The organism is Mycolicibacterium confluentis, from assembly GCF_010729895.1.
Classification (GTDB): Bacteria; Actinomycetota; Actinomycetes; order Mycobacteriales; family Mycobacteriaceae; genus Mycobacterium; species Mycobacterium confluentis.
In genome coordinates, this window is record NZ_AP022612.1 from 5,653,459 (window position 1) to 5,670,593 (window position 17,135).

Consider the following 17,135-nt stretch of genomic DNA (forward strand, 5'->3'; position numbering starts at 1 on the left):
CGGCTCATCGGGGATTCCTCAACACTTGGCGGGAGATGGCGTATTTGTGCACTTCAGTCGGGCCGTCGTAAAGCCGGAAGGCCCGCATGTCGGAGAAGATCATGGCGACCGGCGTCTCGTCGGAGATGCCCATGCCGCCGAGGATCTGCACGCAGCGGTCGGCGACCTTGAACAGTTCCTCGGAGACCATGGCCTTGACCATCGAACTCTCGTGACGGCCCTTGGCGCCGGAGTCCAGCGTCCAGCACGCCCACCAGATCGCCAGGCGGCACTGCTGTAGGGCGATCTCGTTGTCGGCGATCATGAAGCCGACACCCTGATGCTCGGCCAGCGGTTTGCCGAAACCTGTTCGGGTGCGGGCATGTTCGATCGCGATTGCCTGCGCGCGCGATGCCGCACCGAGCCAGCGCATGCAGTGCGTCAGTCGGGCCGGGGCCAGCCGAAGCTGGGCGTAGCGCAGCGCCTGACCCACCTCGCCCAGCACGGCCGAGGCCGGCAGGCGCAGGTCGTTGAACACCACAACACCGTGGCCCTCAACGTAATTGCGGTCCATGGTGTTCATGACGCGCTCGATCTCAATGCCCGGGGTGTCCCCGTCACAGAGGAACAGGGTCGGGCCGTCCGGGCCGTGCTCGTTGGGCGCGACGCGGGCCATGATGATCCAGGTGCGCGCACCGTTGGCGCCGGTGATGAGCCACTTGCGGCCGTTGATGACGTAGTCGCTGCCGTCGAACACGGCCTCGGTCTTCAACTGGTTGGGGTCGGAGCCCGCACCGTCGGGTTCGGTCATCGCGAACACCGAACGCTGCCGTCCCTCGATCACGGGCACGAGGAACTCCTCCACCTGCTGCTCATTGGCGATCTTGCCGAGCAGGAACATGTTGCCCTCGTCGGGGGCCGCGCAGTTGAGTGCGACGGGCCCCAGCGTGGACCAGCCCGCGGCCTCGAACAGCACGGCCTGGTCGACGTGTGACGGTTCCCGGCCGCCGAAGCGCGCGGGAGCCTGGAAGGTCAGCAGACCGGCCTCGCGGGCCAGTTCGACCATCTCGGTGCGCATCTCCTCGGTCGGGCCGTGCCGCGTCAGGCGCGGATCGGTCTCGTACGGGACGATCTTGTCGTTGACGAAGGCGCGGATCTGGTCGCGGAGTGCGGCCGTCTCGGCAGGAATCTCGAAGTCGATCACTGTTCACCGTCCATGAGTCGTTGGGCTCGTTCGAAAAGCAGCAGGGTCGCCGCGTGTAGGAGGTCACCGACCTCCTTGGGGGCCAGTCCGGCGCCGGCGCGCGCGTGGGTGCCCTCCAGGATGATCCCGAGCTTGAAGCAGGCCATGACGCCGTACCAGTTGATGCTGCTCAGGTCGCGCGTGGTGTTCTGCGCGTAGCGCTCGATCATGTCGCCTGGCGTGCACAGCCCACCGGCCTGGCTCAGCGCGTGGTTGAGCACGTCGCCTGAGCCGTCGTGCCACGTCGCCACCAACCAGCCGAGGTCCAGAAGGGGGTCGCCGATGGTCGACATCTCCCAGTCGACGATCGCCACCACCTCGGGTCCGGTGTGGGAGAACATCACGTTGGCCGCGTGGTAGTCGCCGTGCATGATGCCGGGCTTCCAGTCGGTGGGCAGGCGCTCCTGCAGCCAGCGGGCCACCCCGTCGACGTCGCCGATCTCCGGGCCCGCGTAGTTCTCGATGGCCGAGTAGGACTCAAGCTCCGAAAGCCAGCGCGGCACCTGGCGTTCCAGGAATCCCTCGGGCTTGCCGTAGTTGGACAGCCCGACGGCGACGTGGTCGACGGCGCCCAATCGGGCCAGCGCGTCGGCCATCGACAGGCCCATCTGGAACCGGATGCCCGCATCGGAGGCGTGCAGTTCGGGCAGTGCGGCGCCCGCGTTGAACCCGTCGATGGGTTCCATCAGATAGAAGACGGCGTCGCCGAGCACCGAGGTGTCCTCGCAGGCCGCGATCAGTCGCGGGTGCGGGACGTCGGTGTCGCCCAGTGCCGTGAGCACTGTGGTCTCCCGCAGGATGACCTTGTTGCTGATGGGCCGCAGGTGCTGCGGGCCACGGCGGAAGACGTAGGGCCGTCCCGACCGCTCGAACCGCAGCATGATGTTCTGGGTGCCGCCGGTGATCTCGGTGACGTTTTCCAGAGGCCCGTCACCCAGGCCTCGGTCCGACATCCAGTCGGCGATCTTCGCGAGGTCGTCCACGCCGGGTAAACCTACCGGATGGTTGGTTGGGCCATGTCCGAGGCGGGCGGTTCAGGGGCGGGACCCGCAGGCCCAGCGGGTGCGGAGGTGCCTGGACTCACCGCTTCCTTCTGCCAGGGCCAGCGACCAGTGATCTCCAACTCCAGGGACCAGCTCAGGAAGGTTCGGATCAAGACGATGCCGGCGAGCACCCCGACACTCTCCAGGGTGGGGGTGATGGCCACGGTGCGGATGATGTCCGCGGCGACCAGAAGCTCGAGGCCCAGCAGGATGGCGCGACCAAGCTGCCCGCGAAACAACCGATAGGTGTTCGGGTTCCGGCGCAGCAGCCGCCCGATGGCCATGCCCGCGGCCAGCAGGCCGCCCAGGGCGATGGCTCCGACGCCGATGGCGTCGATAACCTTGCCGACCGTCTCGATGGTCTCGGTGAAGCCCATGTCAGGCAGGCTATCGGCCCGGTCAGCGCTGCGCGGAGATTGCCGTCGCGGTGTTGCTGCCGTTCTGTGTGACGGCGCGAATGGTCGCGGTCTGCCCGGTGCGCACACCATCGCGGGACTGCCGCGTCTCGGTGTTGATGACGTAGGTCTGGGTGAAGCCGTCCTCGCTGCGCGCGGTGATCGAGGTGTCGGAGATGTCGGTGACGGTGCCGGTCTGCGTCAGCTGCGTCGTGAACGTCCCCTTTCCGTCGGAGACCACGAACTGGCCGTGCAACGCCGTGGGAAGGTCCGCGTCACGGCTTCCGGGGCCACCGGGACCCCCGAAGCCCGGACCAGCGCCCGGGGGACCGCCAGGCGGGCCGAAGCCGGGACCGGCGGCGGCGCCTCCTGTGTTGGCCGCGTAGATGACCGCGGCCCCGGCAGCGGCGAGCGCCACGGCGATCCCGACGGCACCCAGTGTCCTGTTGGTCGACCAGTGCGCCGACGGCTCACCCCAGACCTGTCCTGCGTTCATGCCACCACGGTCGACGACGAAGCTGTGCCCGGGCTGTGTGGGTGATCAGCGCCACGTGAGTCGCGTCGGGCTCACAGCCCAGTCATAGGTTCGGCACAGAATCGGCCCAAACAGATGTGAATACTGGGACATATGACATCGCCAGCGCCCGAACGCGTCGTGATGCGGCGAGCCGACGGCAGTCCGATCAGCGTGCTCGTCGTCGACGACGAGACCGTCCTCGCCGAGATGGTCTCCATGGCACTTCGCTACGAGGGCTGGGACATCACCACCGCGAATGACGGGGCCAGCGCCATCAGCGCCGCCCGCACTGCCCGACCCGACGTCGTGGTGCTCGACGTCATGCTGCCGGACATGAGCGGCCTCGACGTGCTGCGTCGCCTGCGTGAACAGAACCCCGGCCTGGCCGTGCTGCTGCTGACCGCGAAGGACGCGGTCGAGGACCGAATCGCGGGACTGACTGCGGGCGGCGACGACTACGTCACCAAACCGTTCAGCATCGAGGAAGTCGTGCTGCGCCTGCGCGCCCTGCTGCGCCGCACCGGTGTGACGACCGAGGACAGCGGCGCGCAGATCGTGGTCGGCGACCTCGTCCTCGACGAGGACAGCCACGAGGTGACTCGCGGCGGCGACCCGATCACGCTGACGTCGACGGAGTTCGAACTGCTGCGCTTCATGATGCGCAACTCCAAGCGGGTGCTGTCCAAGGCGCAGATCCTGGACCGGGTGTGGAGCTATGACTTCGGCGGCCGGTCCAACATCGTCGAGCTGTACATCTCCTACCTGCGTAAGAAGATCGACAACGGCAGGCCGCCGATGATCCACACGCTGCGCGGGGCGGGATATGTCCTCAAGCCCGGGGTCTGAGCCACACCGGGATGCGCCGCGCTGGCGCACGCCAGGCGCGTGGTCGCTGCAGTCCCGACTTGTGATCGGCCAGGTGCTGCTCCTGGCGCTGGTCTGCATCGGAATGGGCGGTGCCACTGAACTGGCGCTGCGGCAGTACCTGATCGCCCAACTGGACCAGAACCTGACCGACGCGTCGCACCGTTCGGCGTTGATGGCCAGCCTGCCGCCGCCACGCACACGGCCCGGTGACCTGCGTCCGATCAGGATGCCCGGACCCGGACCGGATTTCCTCGACGCGCCGGGCCAACCGGTCGGACTGATCGCCGTCGTGGAGAACTTCCGCGGGGTGGAGGCCGGCGTGCTGACCAGGGATGGTCAACGTGAGGGGCTCACCGAGACCGCCATCGGGCAACTGCTCGACGTGACGCCGCGACGGCCACCGATCACGGTCGACGTGGACGGGTTGGGCGGCTATCGACTGGTCGCGGCGCACAGTCGCAATGGCGACATCGTCGTCACGGGGCTGCCGATGGCCGACGTCAACGAGACCATGCTGCGGGTTCTGCTGATCATGGTCGTGGTGGCCGGGACGGCGCTGGTGGCGGCGACCATCCTGGGTGTCGTCATCACGCGACGCTCGCTGGCACCGCTCACTCGCGTCGCGGCGACAGCGCGCCGAGTGGCCAACCTGCCGCTGGACCGTGGCGAGGTCGAACTGCCGGTCCGCGTGCCCGAATCCGACGCCAACCCCAACACCGAGGTGGGGCAGATGGGGTCGGCGCTCAACCGGATGCTCGACCACATCTCGACCGCGTTGTCGACGCGCCAGGCCAGCGAGACCCGGGTGCGGCAGTTCGTCGCCGACGCCAGCCATGAACTGCGCACGCCGCTGACCGCGATCCGCGGCTACACCGAACTGGCGCAACGTCACCGGGATGAGGTGCCCGACGAGGTCGCCCACGCCATGGGACGCGTGGCGTCCGAGGCCGAGCGGATGACCAATCTGGTCGAGGACCTCCTGCTGCTGGCCCGGCTGGACTCGGGCCGGCCATTGGACCGCGAGGAGGTCGATCTGTCGCAGTTGGCGGTCGACACCGTGGCCGATGCCCACATCGCCGGACGTGACCACGAGTGGAACCTGGACCTGCCCGACGATCCGGTGGTGGTGATCGGCGACCGCGCCCGACTGCACCAGGTGATGGCGAATCTGCTGGCGAACGCCCGCGTCCACACCCCGGCCGGCACGACCGTCGCGGTGTCGTTGCGCGCCTCGGCCGACGGTCACGCGGAGATTCGGGTGAGCGACGACGGGCCGGGCATTCCGGCACAACTGCAGTCGGAGGTCTTCGAACGCTTCGCCCGCGGTGACTCGTCGCGCTCCCGCAACGGAGGCAGCACCGGGTTGGGCTTGGCGATCGTGTGGGCCGTCGTGAAGGCCCACCACGGGCAGATCACGGTGGACAGCAGGCCCGGGGACACCGTGTTCACGCTTCGCCTGCCCCTCACAGCCGACGCATAGCCGGCACCAAGCACGCGGCGAGCTTGGTGCGTCAACCTGCAAAGGTGACGATCACTGCGCCCAGGTCGACCGCGACGTCGGCTCCGACCCCGGTGCGCGGTTCCCGTCGCGAGGCCGTCGCGGTGGTCGCGCTGCTGGCGGCCACGGCATGGGCGTACCTGTGGGACCTCGGTGCCAGCGGGTGGGCCAACGGTTTCTACGCCGCGGCCGTGCAGGCCGGTTCGCAGAGTTGGACCGCATGGGTGTTCGGGTCGAGCGATGCGGCCAACGCCATCACCGTCGACAAGACGCCGGGCGCGCTGTGGGTGATGGGAATCTCGGTGCGGCTCTTCGGTTTCAACGCGTGGAGCATGCTGGTTCCTCAGGCGCTCATGGGAGTCGCTGCGGTCGCGATGCTGTACGCCGCGGTGCGCCGCGCTGCGGGCCCCCGTGCGGCCATGTTGGCCGGGACCGTGCTGGCGCTGACGCCGGTGGCCGCGTTGATATTCCGCTTCAACAACCCCGACGCCCTGCTGGTGCTGATGCTGGTGGTCGCGACTCACTGCGTGCAGCGTGCCGTCGAACGGGACAGTTCGAGGTGGTGGATGGTGTTGGCGGGCACGGCGATCGGCGTCGGATTCCTGGCCAAGATGCTGCAGGCCGTCCTGGTGTTGCCTGTGCTCGCGGTGGTGTTCCTGGTGTGCGCGGACATGCCGTGGCGCTCTCGCCTGCTGCGACTGTGCGGTGGCGCCGCGGGCCTGGTGGCCAGCGCGGGCTGGTATCTGCTGCTGGTGGAGGTGTGGCCATCCCATGCCAGGCCGTACATCGGTGGCTCACAGAACAATTCGATCGTCGAACTGGCCCTCGGCTACAACGGCGTCGGCCGGTTGACCGGCGAGGAGGTCGGCGGCCTCGGCAACCTCAACCACGATGTGGGGTGGGGCAGGCTGCTCGGCGGGGAGATGGGTGGCCCGATCGGGTGGCTGCTTCCGGCCGCCGTGATCGCGCTGGTCGCGGGACTGGCCATCGTTTGGCGCAGGCCGCGCACCGACCCCACCCGAATTGGGCTGCTGCTGTGGGGTGGCTGGCTGCTGACCACCGCGGTGGTGTTCAGCTGGATGAACGGCATCGTGCACCCGTACTACACCGTGGCGCTCGCGCCCGCGGTCGCCGCCTGCATCGGCATTGGCGTCCCGCTGGTGTGGGACCGTCGCACCGATCCACGCTGCGCCACCACGCTCGCCGGTCTGACGGCGACCACGACGCTGGTGAGTTTCATTCTGCTGCAGCGGCATCCGTCCTGGCTTCCGTGGCTGCAATGGACCGTTCTGATGGTCGGACTGACGACCGCGCTGCTGTTGGTGGTGGTCGCCCGGTTGACGCCGCGGTCCGCTGTCGCGGTCGGTGCCGCCGCGCTGGTGGCCTGCCTGGTGGGCCCGTTCGCCTACACCGTGGCAACGGCCGCGACCCCGCACACCGGTGCCGTCCCGTCCGCCGGACCCTCGGGAGGATTCGGCGGGCCCCCAGGATTCCTCGACATCTCCCGGCCCAGCGCACAACTGGCCGCCACAATCGCGGCCGACGCCGGCGACTACACCTGGGCGGCCGCGGTGGTGGGCTCCAACAACGCGGCGGGCCACCAGTTGGCCACCGGCGCGCCGGTGATGGCCGTCGGCGGATTCAACGGGACCGACCCCGCGCCCACCCTCGAACAGTTCCAGGACTACGCCCGCAGTGGTCGTATCCATTACTTCATCGCGGCATCCATGCCAGGCCCCGGACGAACAGATCACGGCGGCAGTGACGCCGCGGAGCGCATCACCGAGTGGGTCGAGGCGACGTTCCCCTTCCAGGTCATCGATGGAACCACCCTCTACGACCTCGGCGCATGATTCACAGGAAGCACATAGCCACTGCCCACCGTGGCCCCACGCCCACGTCCGACGATGGATTCATGACCATCGCACTTGAGCACGCAGCAGATCTCGCGCCGTCTGCGGCCAGGCCCAACGCGGCCCGGATCGCTGCAGAGCGGGGCGTGCCCGTGCTCGACGTCGTGGTGCCGGTCTACAACGAGCAGGCGGCGTTGGCCGATTCGGTGCACCGCCTGCACCGTTACCTGACCGAACAGTTCCCCTTCACGTTCCGGATCACGATCGCCGACAACGCGAGCGTCGACGCCACACCGCAGATCGCGGCGCAGTTGGCCGAGGAACTCAGCGACGTGCGGGTGCGCCGCCTCGAGCAGAAGGGCCGCGGTCGGGCCCTGCACGCGGTCTGGTCGGCGTCCGACGCACCTGTGCTGGCCTACATGGACGTCGACCTCTCGACGGACCTGGCGGCGCTGCTGCCCTTGGTCGCACCCTTGATCACCGGACACTCCGACGTCGCGATCGGGTCCCGACTGTCCCGAGGTTCGCGAGTGGTCCGCGGCCCCAAGCGCGAAATCATCTCGCGCTGTTACAACCTCATCCTGCGGTCCACGCTGGCCGCGCGCTTCTCGGACGCGCAGTGCGGCTTCAAGGCCCTGCGTGCCGACGCCGCCGCGGCGCTCCTGCCGCACGTCGAGGACACCGGCTGGTTCTTCGACACCGAACTCCTGGTGCTCGCGCAGCGCTGCGGACTGCGGATTCACGAGGTCCCCGTGGATTGGGTCGACGACCCGGACAGCCGCGTGGACATCGTCGCGACCGCGGTCGCCGATCTCAAGGGAGTGGCCCGGCTGTTGAAGGGATTCACGTCCGGCGAGATTCCGGTGGCGGCCATCGCGGCGCAGTTCACCGGCTCTGCCAAGGCCGCGCCGAGATCACTGCTGCGCCAGGGCGTCTTCTTCGCCACGGTCGGAATCTGCAGCACCATCGCCTACCTCCTGCTGTTCATGGCGCTGCGATCCGGGCTGGGCCCACAGGGCGCCAACCTGGTGGCCCTGCTGGCCACCGCGATCGCCAACACGGCCGCCAACCGACGGTTCACGTTCGGCATGCGGGGGCGTGCCGGTGTGGCGCGCCACCAGATCGAAGGTCTGGTGGTGTTCGGCATCGGCCTGGCGCTGACCAGCGGATCGCTGGCCCTGCTGCACACGATGAGTGAACCCGCCCGGGCGGTGGAACTCGTGGTGCTCGTGGGTGCGAACCTGCTGGCCACCGTCGTCCGCTTCGTCCTTCTGCGGGGCTGGGTGTTCCACCCCCGACGCAACAGCCAAGGCCTGACACGATGACCGTCGTGCAGGAGCTGGTCACCGAGTCCACCGACGCACCCGTGGGCGCCGCGGTGCGCCCGAAGTGGGAACGGAAGGCGCTGGCGGCGCTCCTCGCGGGCACCGCGGTGCTCTACCTGTGGGCGCTCGGCGCGATGGGCTGGGCCAACGAGTTCTACGCCGCCGCGGTGCAGGCCGGCACCCAGAGTGGGAAGGCGTGGCTGTTCGGTTCGCTGGACGCGGGCAACGCGATCACCGTCGACAAACCGCCCGCCGCGATGTGGGTCATGGGGTTGTCGGGCCGACTGTTCGGGTTCAACTCATGGAGCATGCTGGTCCCCCAGGCGCTCATGGGAGTCGCCGCGGTCGCACTGATCTACGCGGCGGTGCGCCGCACCAACGGGGCTGCGGCCGGGTTGCTCGCCGGTACCGTTCTCGCGCTGACGCCGGTCGCGGCGTTGATGTTCCGGTTCAACAACCCCGACGCGCTGCTGGTGCTGCTGCTGGTGGCCGCGGGCTACTGCATCGTGCGCGCGCTCGGCGGGCACCCCACGCGGTGGGTGGCGTGCGCCGGTGTCGCACTGGGATTCGCCTTCCTGGCCAAACTCCTGCAGGCCTTCCTGGTGGTGCCCGCGCTGGCGCTGGTGGTTCTGGTGGCCGTGCCGGGCAGCGTCTGGGCGCGCCTGCGTGATCTGCTCGTCGGTCTGGTCGCCATGATCGCCTCCGGCGGATGGTTCGTCGCGCTGGTCAGCCTGTGGCCCGCGGACTCCCGGCCCTACATCGGAGGGTCGACCGACAACAGCCTCCTGCAGCTCACGCTGGGCTACAACGGACTCGGGCGCGTGCTCGGCGGTGACGGCAACCCGACCCACGGGAGCGGAGACGGTCCCGGTGGCGGTGGTGGCCCGGGCGGTGCCATGTTCGGCGGAAACCCCGGTGTGCTGCGCATGTTCGGTGAATCGATGGGCACCGAGATCTCCTGGCTGCTGCCCGCGGCGCTGATCGGCCTGGTTGCGGGACTGTGGTTCACCCGCCGCGCGCCCCGTACCGACCTGACCCGTGCGGCCCTGCTGCTGTGGGGCGGATGGCTGGTCAGCACGACCGTGGTGTTCAGCTCGATGAAGGGGATCATGCACCCCTACTACACCATCGCGCTGGCGCCCGGGGTCGCCGCGGTGGTCGCCATCGCAACCCGAGAGTTGTGGCGCGGCAGGCAGTTCCGTTCGAGCCGGATCGTGCTGGGCGGCATGCTCGCGGTGACGGGAGTATGGAGCTTTGTGCTGCTGGACCGCACGCCCGACTGGCAGCCGTGGCTGCGGTGGACCGTGCTTGTCGGGGCGATTGCGGTCGCCGCGATCCTGATGGCCGGTGCTCATGCCCTGGGCTCGTACACCGCCGCGGTCGCCGCTGCGGGCCTGCTGTTCGGCCTCGCCGGAACCGCGGCCTACACCGTCGAGACCGTGCTGGACAGCCATGGTGGCGCCATCCCGACCTCGGGACCCGACCGCGGCGGCAAGGGCTTCCCTGGCGGCCCCGGCGGACCCGGTGGGCCCAGCGGACCCGGTGGGCCGGAGCGAGCATCGGACGCCGTGCAGGCCATGCTGAAGGACACCGACAACCGTTGGGCCGCCGCGACCGTCGGCTCGCACCTGGCCGGTGACCTGATGCTCAAGACGCAGACGTCGATCATGGCGATCGGTGGATTCAACGGCGGCGACAACTCGCCGACGCTGGAGCAGTTCCAGCAGTACGTCGCCGACGGACAGGTGCGCTACTTCATCACCGACGCCGGCCGACCCGGACCGCCCGGCGCAATGGGTGGCGACGGTTCCGGCGCCGAGATCAGTGAGTGGGTGCAGGCCGCCTTCCCGTTTGAGAAGGTCGACGGAATGACGGTCTACGACCTGCAGAACTGAGGACGCACCGCCGACCCAGGGGGACACTGGGCACATGGACACCCAAGCGCCCGCCCCGTCCGTCGAAGCGGCCCACGCCCGGCACCTCGCGTCGCTGCCCTTCGAGGACACCCAGGACTTCGAGGACGCCGACCGCGGTTTCCTCGGCCGTCTCGAACCCTGTGTCGTCAAGGCCGCCGACGGTCGGGTGGTGTGGGACAACGACGCCTACGCATTCCTGGACGCCGACGCCCCCACGTCTGTGCACCCCAGCCTGTGGCGGCAGAGTCAACTGTGCGCCAAACAGGGCCTCTACGAGGTGGTCGAGGGCATCTATCAGGTGCGTGGCCTTGACCTGTCGAACATCACGTTCGTCGAGACCGACAACGGCATCATCGTCATCGACCCCCTGGTCTCCACCGAGACGGCCGCCGCCGCGCTGGCGCTGTACCGACAGCACCGCGGCGAGCGCACGGTGGTCGCGGTCATCTACACCCACAGCCACGTCGACCACTTCGGCGGCGTGCTGGGTGTGACGACGCAGGCCGACGTGGATGCGGGCAGGGTCGCGGTCCTGGCACCCGAGGGATTCACCGAACACGCGGTGCAGGAGAACGTTTACGCCGGCACCGCGATGGCACGGCGGGCGGGGTACATGTACGGGGCCAGCCTGGAGCGTGGGCCGCGCGGACAGGTCGGCTGCGGCCTCGGGCAGACACCGTCCACCGGCGAGGTCGCGATCATCGTGCCGACGATCGACATCACCTCGACCGGTGAGACGCACACCATCGACGGGGTCGAGATCGAGTTCCAGATGGCGCCGGGCACCGAGGCCCCCGCCGAGATGCACTTCCACTTCCCGAAGTTCCGGGCGCTGTGCATGGCCGAGAACGCCACGCACAACCTGCACAACCTGTTGACGCTGCGTGGTGCGCTGGTCCGCGATCCGCACGGTTGGGCGGGCTACCTCACCGAGGCCATCGACACCTGGTCGGACCGCACCGATGTGGTGTTCGCCTCGCACCACTGGCCGACGTGGGGGCGGGACCGCATCGTCGAATACCTTTCGCTGCAACGAGATCTGTACGCGTACCTGCATGACCAGACGCTGCGCCTGCTCAACCAGGGCTTCACCGGAATCGAGATCGCCGAGGACTTCCCGATGCCGCCCGCGCTCGAACGGGCCTGGCATGCGCACGGCTACTACGGGTCGGTCAGCCACAACGTCAAGGCCGTCTACCAGCGGTACATGGGCTGGTTCGACGGCAATCCGGCCCGGCTGTGGGCCCACCCACCGGAGGTCATCGGGCCGCGGTACGTGGCGGCGATCGGCGGCATCGAGCGCGTCGTGGAGATCGCGCAGAGGGCCTACGACGACGGTGACTACCGCTGGGCCGCAACACTGTTGGACCACGTCATCTTCACCGACCAGAACCACGCCGGGGCGCGCAGGCTCTACATCGCGACGCTGCAGCAGTTGGCCTACGGATCCGAGAACGGCCCGTGGCGCAACTTCTTCCTCTCCGGTGCCACCGAGTTGTCCGACGGCAACTTCGGCACGCCGACGCAGGCGACGGCGCCGACCCTGATGGCGCAGTTGACACCCGAGCAGATCTTCGACGCCCTGGCCATCAGCATCAACGGACCGCGGGCCTGGGATCTGGACCTGGCCTTCGACGTCACCTTCGAGGACACGGGCAGCAACCACCGACTGACGCTGCGCAATGGGGTGCTCGTGCACCGCAGAGTTCCGGCCGATCCCGCGACGGCGACCGCCACGCTCACGCTGGCCTCCTCGGTGCGACTGCTGACCCTGGCCGCCGGTGACGTGAGTTCGCCCGGTCTGCAGATCGACGGTGACGCGGCCGCCATTCAGAGGCTCACCGGGGTGCTCGACTCCCCGAACCCCGATTTCGACATCGTGACCCCTTAGCGGCGGGCCCCGATCCCGCGCAGGCAGAACCGGACCACATGGGCGATGTCCTCGGGGCTCGGTCGCCGGCCCGCGCCGAAGAAGCGGCGCATGGTGCCCGTGGTGCACAGGAACACCGCATCGGCATCCAACGGTGAGAGTCCCAGGGCTGCAGTGGGTTCGGTGAGAAGATCGCGCATCGGCGACATGATGTCGCTGTTGGCGACGCTGCGATTGGCCGACGCCGACATCTGCGCGGTGGTGGCCCGACTGGTGCTCAGCTGTTCGGGATCGGCGACCTGCTCGAGCACACCCTCGATCCAGCGCACGATCTTCTCGGCCGGGTCGGTCTCCTTCGCCATCAGCCGTTCCAGGTAGGTCACCGTCAGCGCCACGCCGCGCTGCATCACCGCCAGGAAGAGTTCGTCCTTGCCCGCGAAGTAGCGATAGAACGCCTTGTTCGACGTATTCGCCTCGGCGACAATGTCACTGACTCGCGGCGTGGCCGGAGCCACGCGCTGCATCACCGCGACGGCCGCGGAGAGGATGCGCTCCACCTCGTCGCTGCGGTCGGACTCCTGCGTCGAGACCTGAGTGCTCACAGCGCGGCCCCGGCCTGTCGTTCCCGCGCGGTGTCGCGCACCACCCGATGGACGAATCCCAGTTTGGCCACCACCGCGGGCGGCAGTTCGAACGGATACAGCGGCGGCTTGCCCATCGCGGTGTTGACCCGGTTGAAGAACAGCGAGATCCAGCGCCAGTCGAACAGCAACTGCTCGATGGGGGCGTCGTCGTAGGACTCCAGCGGTGCGACATCCCGGGGCGCCGAGAACCGGACCCGGTCGGCGCGCAGGACCATGCCGGCCTCACGGGTGGTGTCGATGGTGTCGGCGATGTGCAGATAGTGCGCAAAGCACTCGGCGAAATCCTCCCAGGGGTGCATGGTCGCGTACTCCGAGATGAAGGACTCCTCCCAGCCCTTCGGGGCACCGAACGCGTAGTGCCGTTCGATCGCGTCCGAGTAACTGACCTGCTCGTCGCCGAACAGTGCGCGGCACGCGTCGAGATGACGGGCCGCTCCGTCGCCGTTCTCCACCAGGATGTTCTGGTAGTAGTGCCCCACCTCGTGGCGGAAGTGCCCGAGCACGGTCCGGTACGGCTCACCGAGTGCGACGCGCAGCCTCTCCCGGTAGTCGTCGAGGGTCTCCACCACGTCGATGGTGATCACGCCGCCGGCATGCCCGATGATCACCTTCTTCCCGGCGGTGTAACTGGACAGCAGATCGAACGCCAGTCCGCCGTCCTGCCGCCACCATGGCGTCAGCGGCAGGTGAAGGTCGTCGAGTTGGTACACCAGGCGACGCAGCGCGCGGACCGCGGGCACGAGCTTCTCGCGGGCCAGGGTGTCGTCGGCGTCCGGTTCCCGCCGGATCAGCGAGCAGGCCAGGCAGCGACCGCGCTGTTCGGCCTCCTGATCGGCGGGGGTCAGCCAGTTGCACTCGAGCGTGCGTCGTTGCGTGCAGTGCGTCCACGCCCGGCCGCCGACGACGACCGTCGCACCCGGGTCGACGTCGATCGCCACCATCTCCTGCGACGGCAGCACCAGCCCCACCCACGCCGCGCACGACGTGCACTGATCGCTCTCGAACGCGATGTAGCCGTGGCACACCGGGCAGGCGAATGCGCGCATGGCCTTATCGTTGCACGGTCGAACGCGCGAATTCGGACGAGCCGGAGGTTGTTGGATGCAGCTGCTGCTGATTCGTCATGCACTGCCCCATCGCAGTGAGCACGGTCAGGGCTCGAATCCCGAACTCGCCGCGCAGGGGTGGGAGCAGGCGCGCCGCCTGCCCGACGCGCTGGCCAGGTTCCCGCTGACCCGCCTCGTCAGCAGCCCCCAGTTGCGGGCCCGGCAGACCGCCGAACCGGTGGCGGCCGCGCGCGGTCTCGCCATCGAGATCGAACCGCGCCTGGCGGAGTACGACCGCGACATGGCCGGCTACGTGCCGATCGAGCAGCTGCGTTCGGAGCGGCCCGAGGATTGGGCGCGGATGGCGGACGGGCACCTGCCCGCCGGAGTCGACGAGGAAGAGTTCACAGCGCGGATCAGTGGGGCCGTCGACGACATCGTCGCGTCCGCCGACCACGACGACACGGTGGCGGTGTTCAGCCACGGCGGCGTGATCAACGTGCTGCTGCACCAGATTCTGGGCACCCGGCGGATGTTGTCGTTCCCGGTCGACTACACCTCGGTCACGCGCCTGCTGTATTCACGAAAAGGCTTTGCGACCGTGGTGTCGACGAACACCACCGAACATGTGTGGGATCTGCTCCCACGCAACCGCCGCGGATAGGGCGGTGAGCCGCACATCACAGTTTGCGCCACTGCGCACGCGGGTAGAGCAGACTGGCTCCCTCACCTCTACAGAAAGCCGCCCATGAAACGTGATGTCGGTGCCGAACTCGACGTGGACATCACCGCGCCGACGACGCTCGAGTTCCAGATCGCCGTTGCCCCGCACCCTGGTGCCGAGGTCACCGAGTCGCTGTCGTTCGAATTGAACGGCGCAGCGATTGAGGCCAAGGAGATCGCCGGCGCGCACGGCAACCGGATCCATATCTTCGACGCCGACCAGGGCACTCTCAAGGTGCGTTATGCCGCGACGGTCAAGGGCCAGGCCGACCCGCCGCCGGTCACCGACGTCGACCTGTCGACCTACCTGCGGCCCAGCCGGTACGCCGAGACCGACAAGTTCTTCGGTTTCGCCGCAACCGAATTCGGCCAGTACGCGGATTCGGCGACGCTGCTGGAGAAGGTGTCGTCGTGGGTGGGCACCCGGCTGAAATACGTGCCGGGGTCCAGTGACCCGATCGACGGTGCCGCCGACACGCTGCTCGCGGGGGCAGGGGTGTGCCGGGACTACGCGCACCTCGTGGTGGCCCTGTTGCGCGCGGTGAATGTGCCGGCCCGCATGGTGTCGGTGTACGCACCCGGTTGTGCGCCGATGGATTTCCATGCCGTCGCCGAGGCGTTCGTCGACGGGCACTGGCGGGTCGTCGACGCGACATGCCTTGCGCCCCGGCAGGCCATGGTGCGGATCGCGACTGGACGCGATGCCGCTGATACGGCCTTCCTGGACAACCACAAAGGCGCGATCACGCTCAATCGCACCGAGGTGACCGCCGTCGTCGACGGCGATCTGCCCACCGATCGGGTGCCCGAGCTGGTGACGCTCGGCTAACGCGCGCTGAGCTTGAGGTTGCGTTTGGCGGCGCGCCGCAACTGGAACATCCGTACCGCACCGACGGCCACGGTGATCAGTCCACCGGCCACTGCAGCGAACAGAATCGCCACCCCCAGCGGCAGCGTCCAATGCCAGCCGAGGAAGGCGAACGCCACCGACGTGGTGTTCTGCGCGATGAAGATCAGCAGCACGATGAGGATGAGAAAGCCCAGGATGAGCGCCGCCCACAGTGCGGCGGCCTTGGTGAGCTTGGACTCCGCTCCCGGTTCGAAGGGCAGGGCTGGGGGCGGCGCATCGGCGGGCGGTGGCACACTCGGATCACTGCTCATAGGCCCATACTCGTCTTTTCTGGCAAAGAAGCAAACCTCTCTTCGGTGTGTTCACCGTGAGTCAAATCGGGACAGGCGGGCGTGCGGGCCGTTACTGTCACGAAGATGACCACGCGCATGCGCAGCCTGGTGGCCGCCGTGGTGATGCTCGTCCTGGCCGTCTGCGCCAGCGCCTGCGGCAGTTCCAATCCCCTCGGCGGTGGCAGTGCCTCCGGTGACCTGAAGACCGTCGTCGTTGGGTCCGCGGATTTCCCGGAGTCGAAGATCGTCGCCGAGATCTATGCGCAGGCCCTGGAAGCCAACGGGTTCACGGTCGGCCGCCAGTTCGGGATCGGCAGCCGCGAGACCTACATCCCGGCGCTGCAGGACTATTCGATCGACCTTGTCCCGGAGTACACCGGCAATCTGTTGAAGTACTTCGACCCGGAAACCACCGCCACATCCCCGGAAGCCGTCGAACTCGCACTGCATCGTGCGCTGCCCGGCGGGTTGGCGATGCTGACGCCATCGGAGGCCTCCGACGTCGACACCGTCGCCGTCACGGCCGAGACGGCGCGCAGGTGGAACCTGAAGACCATCGAGGATTTGGCGAAGCATTCCCCCGAGGTCAAGTTCGGTGGACCGTCGGAGTTCTTGAACCGCACCGAGGGCCTGCCGGGTCTGAAGAAGAACTACGGGTTGGACATCGCGCCCAAGAATTTCGTGGCGATCAGCGATGGTGGCGGGCCGGCGACGGTACGAGCGCTGGTCGACGGCACCGTGACGGCCGCCAACATCTTCTCCACGTCACCCGCGATCGCGCAGAACGACCTCGTCGTGCTCGAGGACCCGAAGAACAACTTCCCGGCCGCCAACGTGGTGCCGGTGGTCAGTGCGCAGAAGATGTCAAACGAGCTCAAGCGGATCCTCGATGCGGTGTCCGCCGAACTGACCACCGAGGCGCTCATCGAACTCAACACCGCGGTGTCCGGCAATGCCGGCGCCGACCCTGACGAGGCGGCCGAGAAGTGGGTGCAGGAGCACGGATTCGACAAACCGCTATCGGACAGGTGAGC

Annotated in this window: 16 protein-coding genes; 9 read left to right on the forward strand and 7 right to left on the reverse strand. The window is 68.3% G+C overall.

What is annotated here, in order from left to right:
- Positions 1-4: 4 nt before the first annotated feature.
- From G6N34_RS26495 to G6N34_RS26510, 4 genes are read right to left on the reverse strand one after another with little or no spacing between them, the layout of a single operon-like run.
- Positions 5-1,183, reverse strand: a complete 1,179-nt coding sequence (locus tag G6N34_RS26495; protein WP_085154236.1) for an acyl-CoA dehydrogenase family protein — start codon at positions 1,181-1,183, stop codon at positions 5-7.
- Positions 1,180-2,175, reverse strand: a complete 996-nt coding sequence (locus G6N34_RS26500; RefSeq protein WP_085154495.1) for a phosphotransferase family protein — start codon at positions 2,173-2,175, stop codon at positions 1,180-1,182. Before G6N34_RS26500 ends, G6N34_RS26495 begins: the two co-directional genes overlap by 4 nt.
- Positions 2,176-2,216: 41 nt before the next feature.
- Positions 2,217-2,642 (reverse strand): DUF1622 domain-containing protein, encoded by a 426-nt coding sequence (locus G6N34_RS26505; protein ID WP_085154238.1) that lies wholly within the window; start codon positions 2,640-2,642, stop codon positions 2,217-2,219.
- Positions 2,643-2,664: 22 nt separating this feature from the next.
- Positions 2,665-3,156: a hypothetical protein gene (locus G6N34_RS26510; RefSeq protein WP_085154240.1), complete on the reverse strand. Its 492-nt coding sequence runs from the start codon at positions 3,154-3,156 to the stop codon at positions 2,665-2,667.
- A 162-nt stretch (positions 3,157-3,318) separates the two neighbouring features.
- Between G6N34_RS26510 and G6N34_RS26515 the strand changes: the two genes are divergently transcribed.
- The 6 genes from G6N34_RS26515 (at position 3,319) to G6N34_RS26540 (ending at position 12,527) form a co-directional block, all read left to right on the forward strand.
- Complete coding sequence (locus tag G6N34_RS26515; protein WP_085154497.1) at positions 3,319-4,023, forward strand: response regulator transcription factor; 705 nt, start codon at positions 3,319-3,321, stop codon at positions 4,021-4,023.
- Complete coding sequence (locus G6N34_RS26520; protein ID WP_085154242.1) at positions 4,001-5,524, forward strand: sensor histidine kinase; 1,524 nt, start codon at positions 4,001-4,003, stop codon at positions 5,522-5,524. The genes G6N34_RS26515 and G6N34_RS26520 overlap by 23 nt, the downstream gene beginning before the upstream one ends.
- 44 nt (positions 5,525-5,568) lie before the next feature.
- Entirely contained in the window at positions 5,569-7,395 is a 1,827-nt protein-coding gene (locus tag G6N34_RS26525; protein WP_085154244.1) for a glycosyltransferase family 39 protein, read from the forward strand.
- 62 nt (positions 7,396-7,457) lie between these two features.
- Complete coding sequence (locus G6N34_RS26530; protein WP_085154246.1) at positions 7,458-8,720, forward strand: bifunctional glycosyltransferase family 2/GtrA family protein; 1,263 nt, start codon at positions 7,458-7,460, stop codon at positions 8,718-8,720.
- Positions 8,717-10,615 (forward strand): glycosyltransferase family 39 protein, encoded by a 1,899-nt coding sequence (locus G6N34_RS26535; protein ID WP_085154248.1) that lies wholly within the window; start codon positions 8,717-8,719, stop codon positions 10,613-10,615. Before G6N34_RS26530 ends, G6N34_RS26535 begins: the two co-directional genes overlap by 4 nt.
- 34 nt (positions 10,616-10,649) lie before the next feature.
- Positions 10,650-12,527, forward strand: a complete 1,878-nt coding sequence (locus G6N34_RS26540) for an alkyl/aryl-sulfatase (protein WP_085154250.1) — start codon at positions 10,650-10,652, stop codon at positions 12,525-12,527.
- Here G6N34_RS26540 and G6N34_RS26545 read toward each other — a convergent pair.
- Complete coding sequence (locus G6N34_RS26545; RefSeq protein WP_234813010.1) at positions 12,524-13,108, reverse strand: TetR/AcrR family transcriptional regulator; 585 nt, start codon at positions 13,106-13,108, stop codon at positions 12,524-12,526. The genes G6N34_RS26540 and G6N34_RS26545 overlap by 4 nt on opposite strands.
- On the reverse strand, positions 13,105-14,196 hold the full coding sequence (locus G6N34_RS26550) for a zinc-binding metallopeptidase family protein (RefSeq protein ID WP_085154254.1): 1,092 nt from the start codon (positions 14,194-14,196) through the stop codon (positions 13,105-13,107). Before G6N34_RS26550 ends, G6N34_RS26545 begins: the two co-directional genes overlap by 4 nt.
- 55 nt (positions 14,197-14,251) lie before the next feature.
- Between G6N34_RS26550 and G6N34_RS26555 the strand changes: the two genes are divergently transcribed.
- On the forward strand, positions 14,252-14,860 hold the full coding sequence (locus G6N34_RS26555; RefSeq protein WP_085154256.1) for a histidine phosphatase family protein: 609 nt from the start codon (positions 14,252-14,254) through the stop codon (positions 14,858-14,860).
- Between the two features lie 84 nt (positions 14,861-14,944).
- Entirely contained in the window at positions 14,945-15,748 is an 804-nt protein-coding gene (locus G6N34_RS26560) for a transglutaminase-like domain-containing protein (RefSeq protein ID WP_085154258.1), read from the forward strand.
- Here the strand turns inward: G6N34_RS26560 and G6N34_RS26565 are convergent.
- Positions 15,745-16,080 carry a LapA family protein gene (locus tag G6N34_RS26565; RefSeq protein ID WP_085154260.1) on the reverse strand — a complete coding sequence of 112 codons (336 nt, stop codon included), beginning with the start codon at positions 16,078-16,080 and terminating at the stop codon, positions 15,745-15,747. The genes G6N34_RS26560 and G6N34_RS26565 overlap by 4 nt on opposite strands.
- Before the next feature lie 105 nt (positions 16,081-16,185).
- On the opposite strand from G6N34_RS26565, the gene G6N34_RS26570 reads away from it, so the two are divergent.
- Entirely contained in the window at positions 16,186-17,133 is a 948-nt protein-coding gene (locus G6N34_RS26570) for an ABC transporter substrate-binding protein (protein WP_085154262.1), read from the forward strand.
- Positions 17,134-17,135 lie beyond the last annotated feature (2 nt).

What these genes read in the sequence shown, in the direction of transcription:
- G6N34_RS26500 (WP_085154495.1), bottom strand. Translation starts at nt 2,175, where the DNA reads ATGTCGGACCGAGGCCTGGGTGACGGGCCTCTGGAAAACGTCACCGAG.
- G6N34_RS26505 (WP_085154238.1), bottom strand. Translation starts at nt 2,642, where the DNA reads ATGGGCTTCACCGAGACCATCGAGACGGTCGGCAAGGTTATCGACGCC.
- G6N34_RS26510 (WP_085154240.1), bottom strand. Translation starts at nt 3,156, where the DNA reads ATGAACGCAGGACAGGTCTGGGGTGAGCCGTCGGCGCACTGGTCGACC.
- G6N34_RS26515 (WP_085154497.1), top strand. Translation starts at nt 3,319, where the DNA reads ATGCGGCGAGCCGACGGCAGTCCGATCAGCGTGCTCGTCGTCGACGAC.
- G6N34_RS26520 (WP_085154242.1), top strand. Translation starts at nt 4,001, where the DNA reads ATGTCCTCAAGCCCGGGGTCTGAGCCACACCGGGATGCGCCGCGCTGG.
- G6N34_RS26530 (WP_085154246.1), top strand. Translation starts at nt 7,458, where the DNA reads ATGACCATCGCACTTGAGCACGCAGCAGATCTCGCGCCGTCTGCGGCC.
- G6N34_RS26535 (WP_085154248.1), top strand. Translation starts at nt 8,717, where the DNA reads ATGACCGTCGTGCAGGAGCTGGTCACCGAGTCCACCGACGCACCCGTG.
- G6N34_RS26540 (WP_085154250.1), top strand. Translation starts at nt 10,650, where the DNA reads ATGGACACCCAAGCGCCCGCCCCGTCCGTCGAAGCGGCCCACGCCCGG.
- G6N34_RS26550 (WP_085154254.1), bottom strand. Translation starts at nt 14,196, where the DNA reads ATGCGCGCATTCGCCTGCCCGGTGTGCCACGGCTACATCGCGTTCGAG.
- G6N34_RS26555 (WP_085154256.1), top strand. Translation starts at nt 14,252, where the DNA reads ATGCAGCTGCTGCTGATTCGTCATGCACTGCCCCATCGCAGTGAGCAC.
- G6N34_RS26560 (WP_085154258.1), top strand. Translation starts at nt 14,945, where the DNA reads ATGAAACGTGATGTCGGTGCCGAACTCGACGTGGACATCACCGCGCCG.
- G6N34_RS26565 (WP_085154260.1), bottom strand. Translation starts at nt 16,080, where the DNA reads ATGAGCAGTGATCCGAGTGTGCCACCGCCCGCCGATGCGCCGCCCCCA.
- G6N34_RS26570 (WP_085154262.1), top strand. Translation starts at nt 16,186, where the DNA reads ATGACCACGCGCATGCGCAGCCTGGTGGCCGCCGTGGTGATGCTCGTC.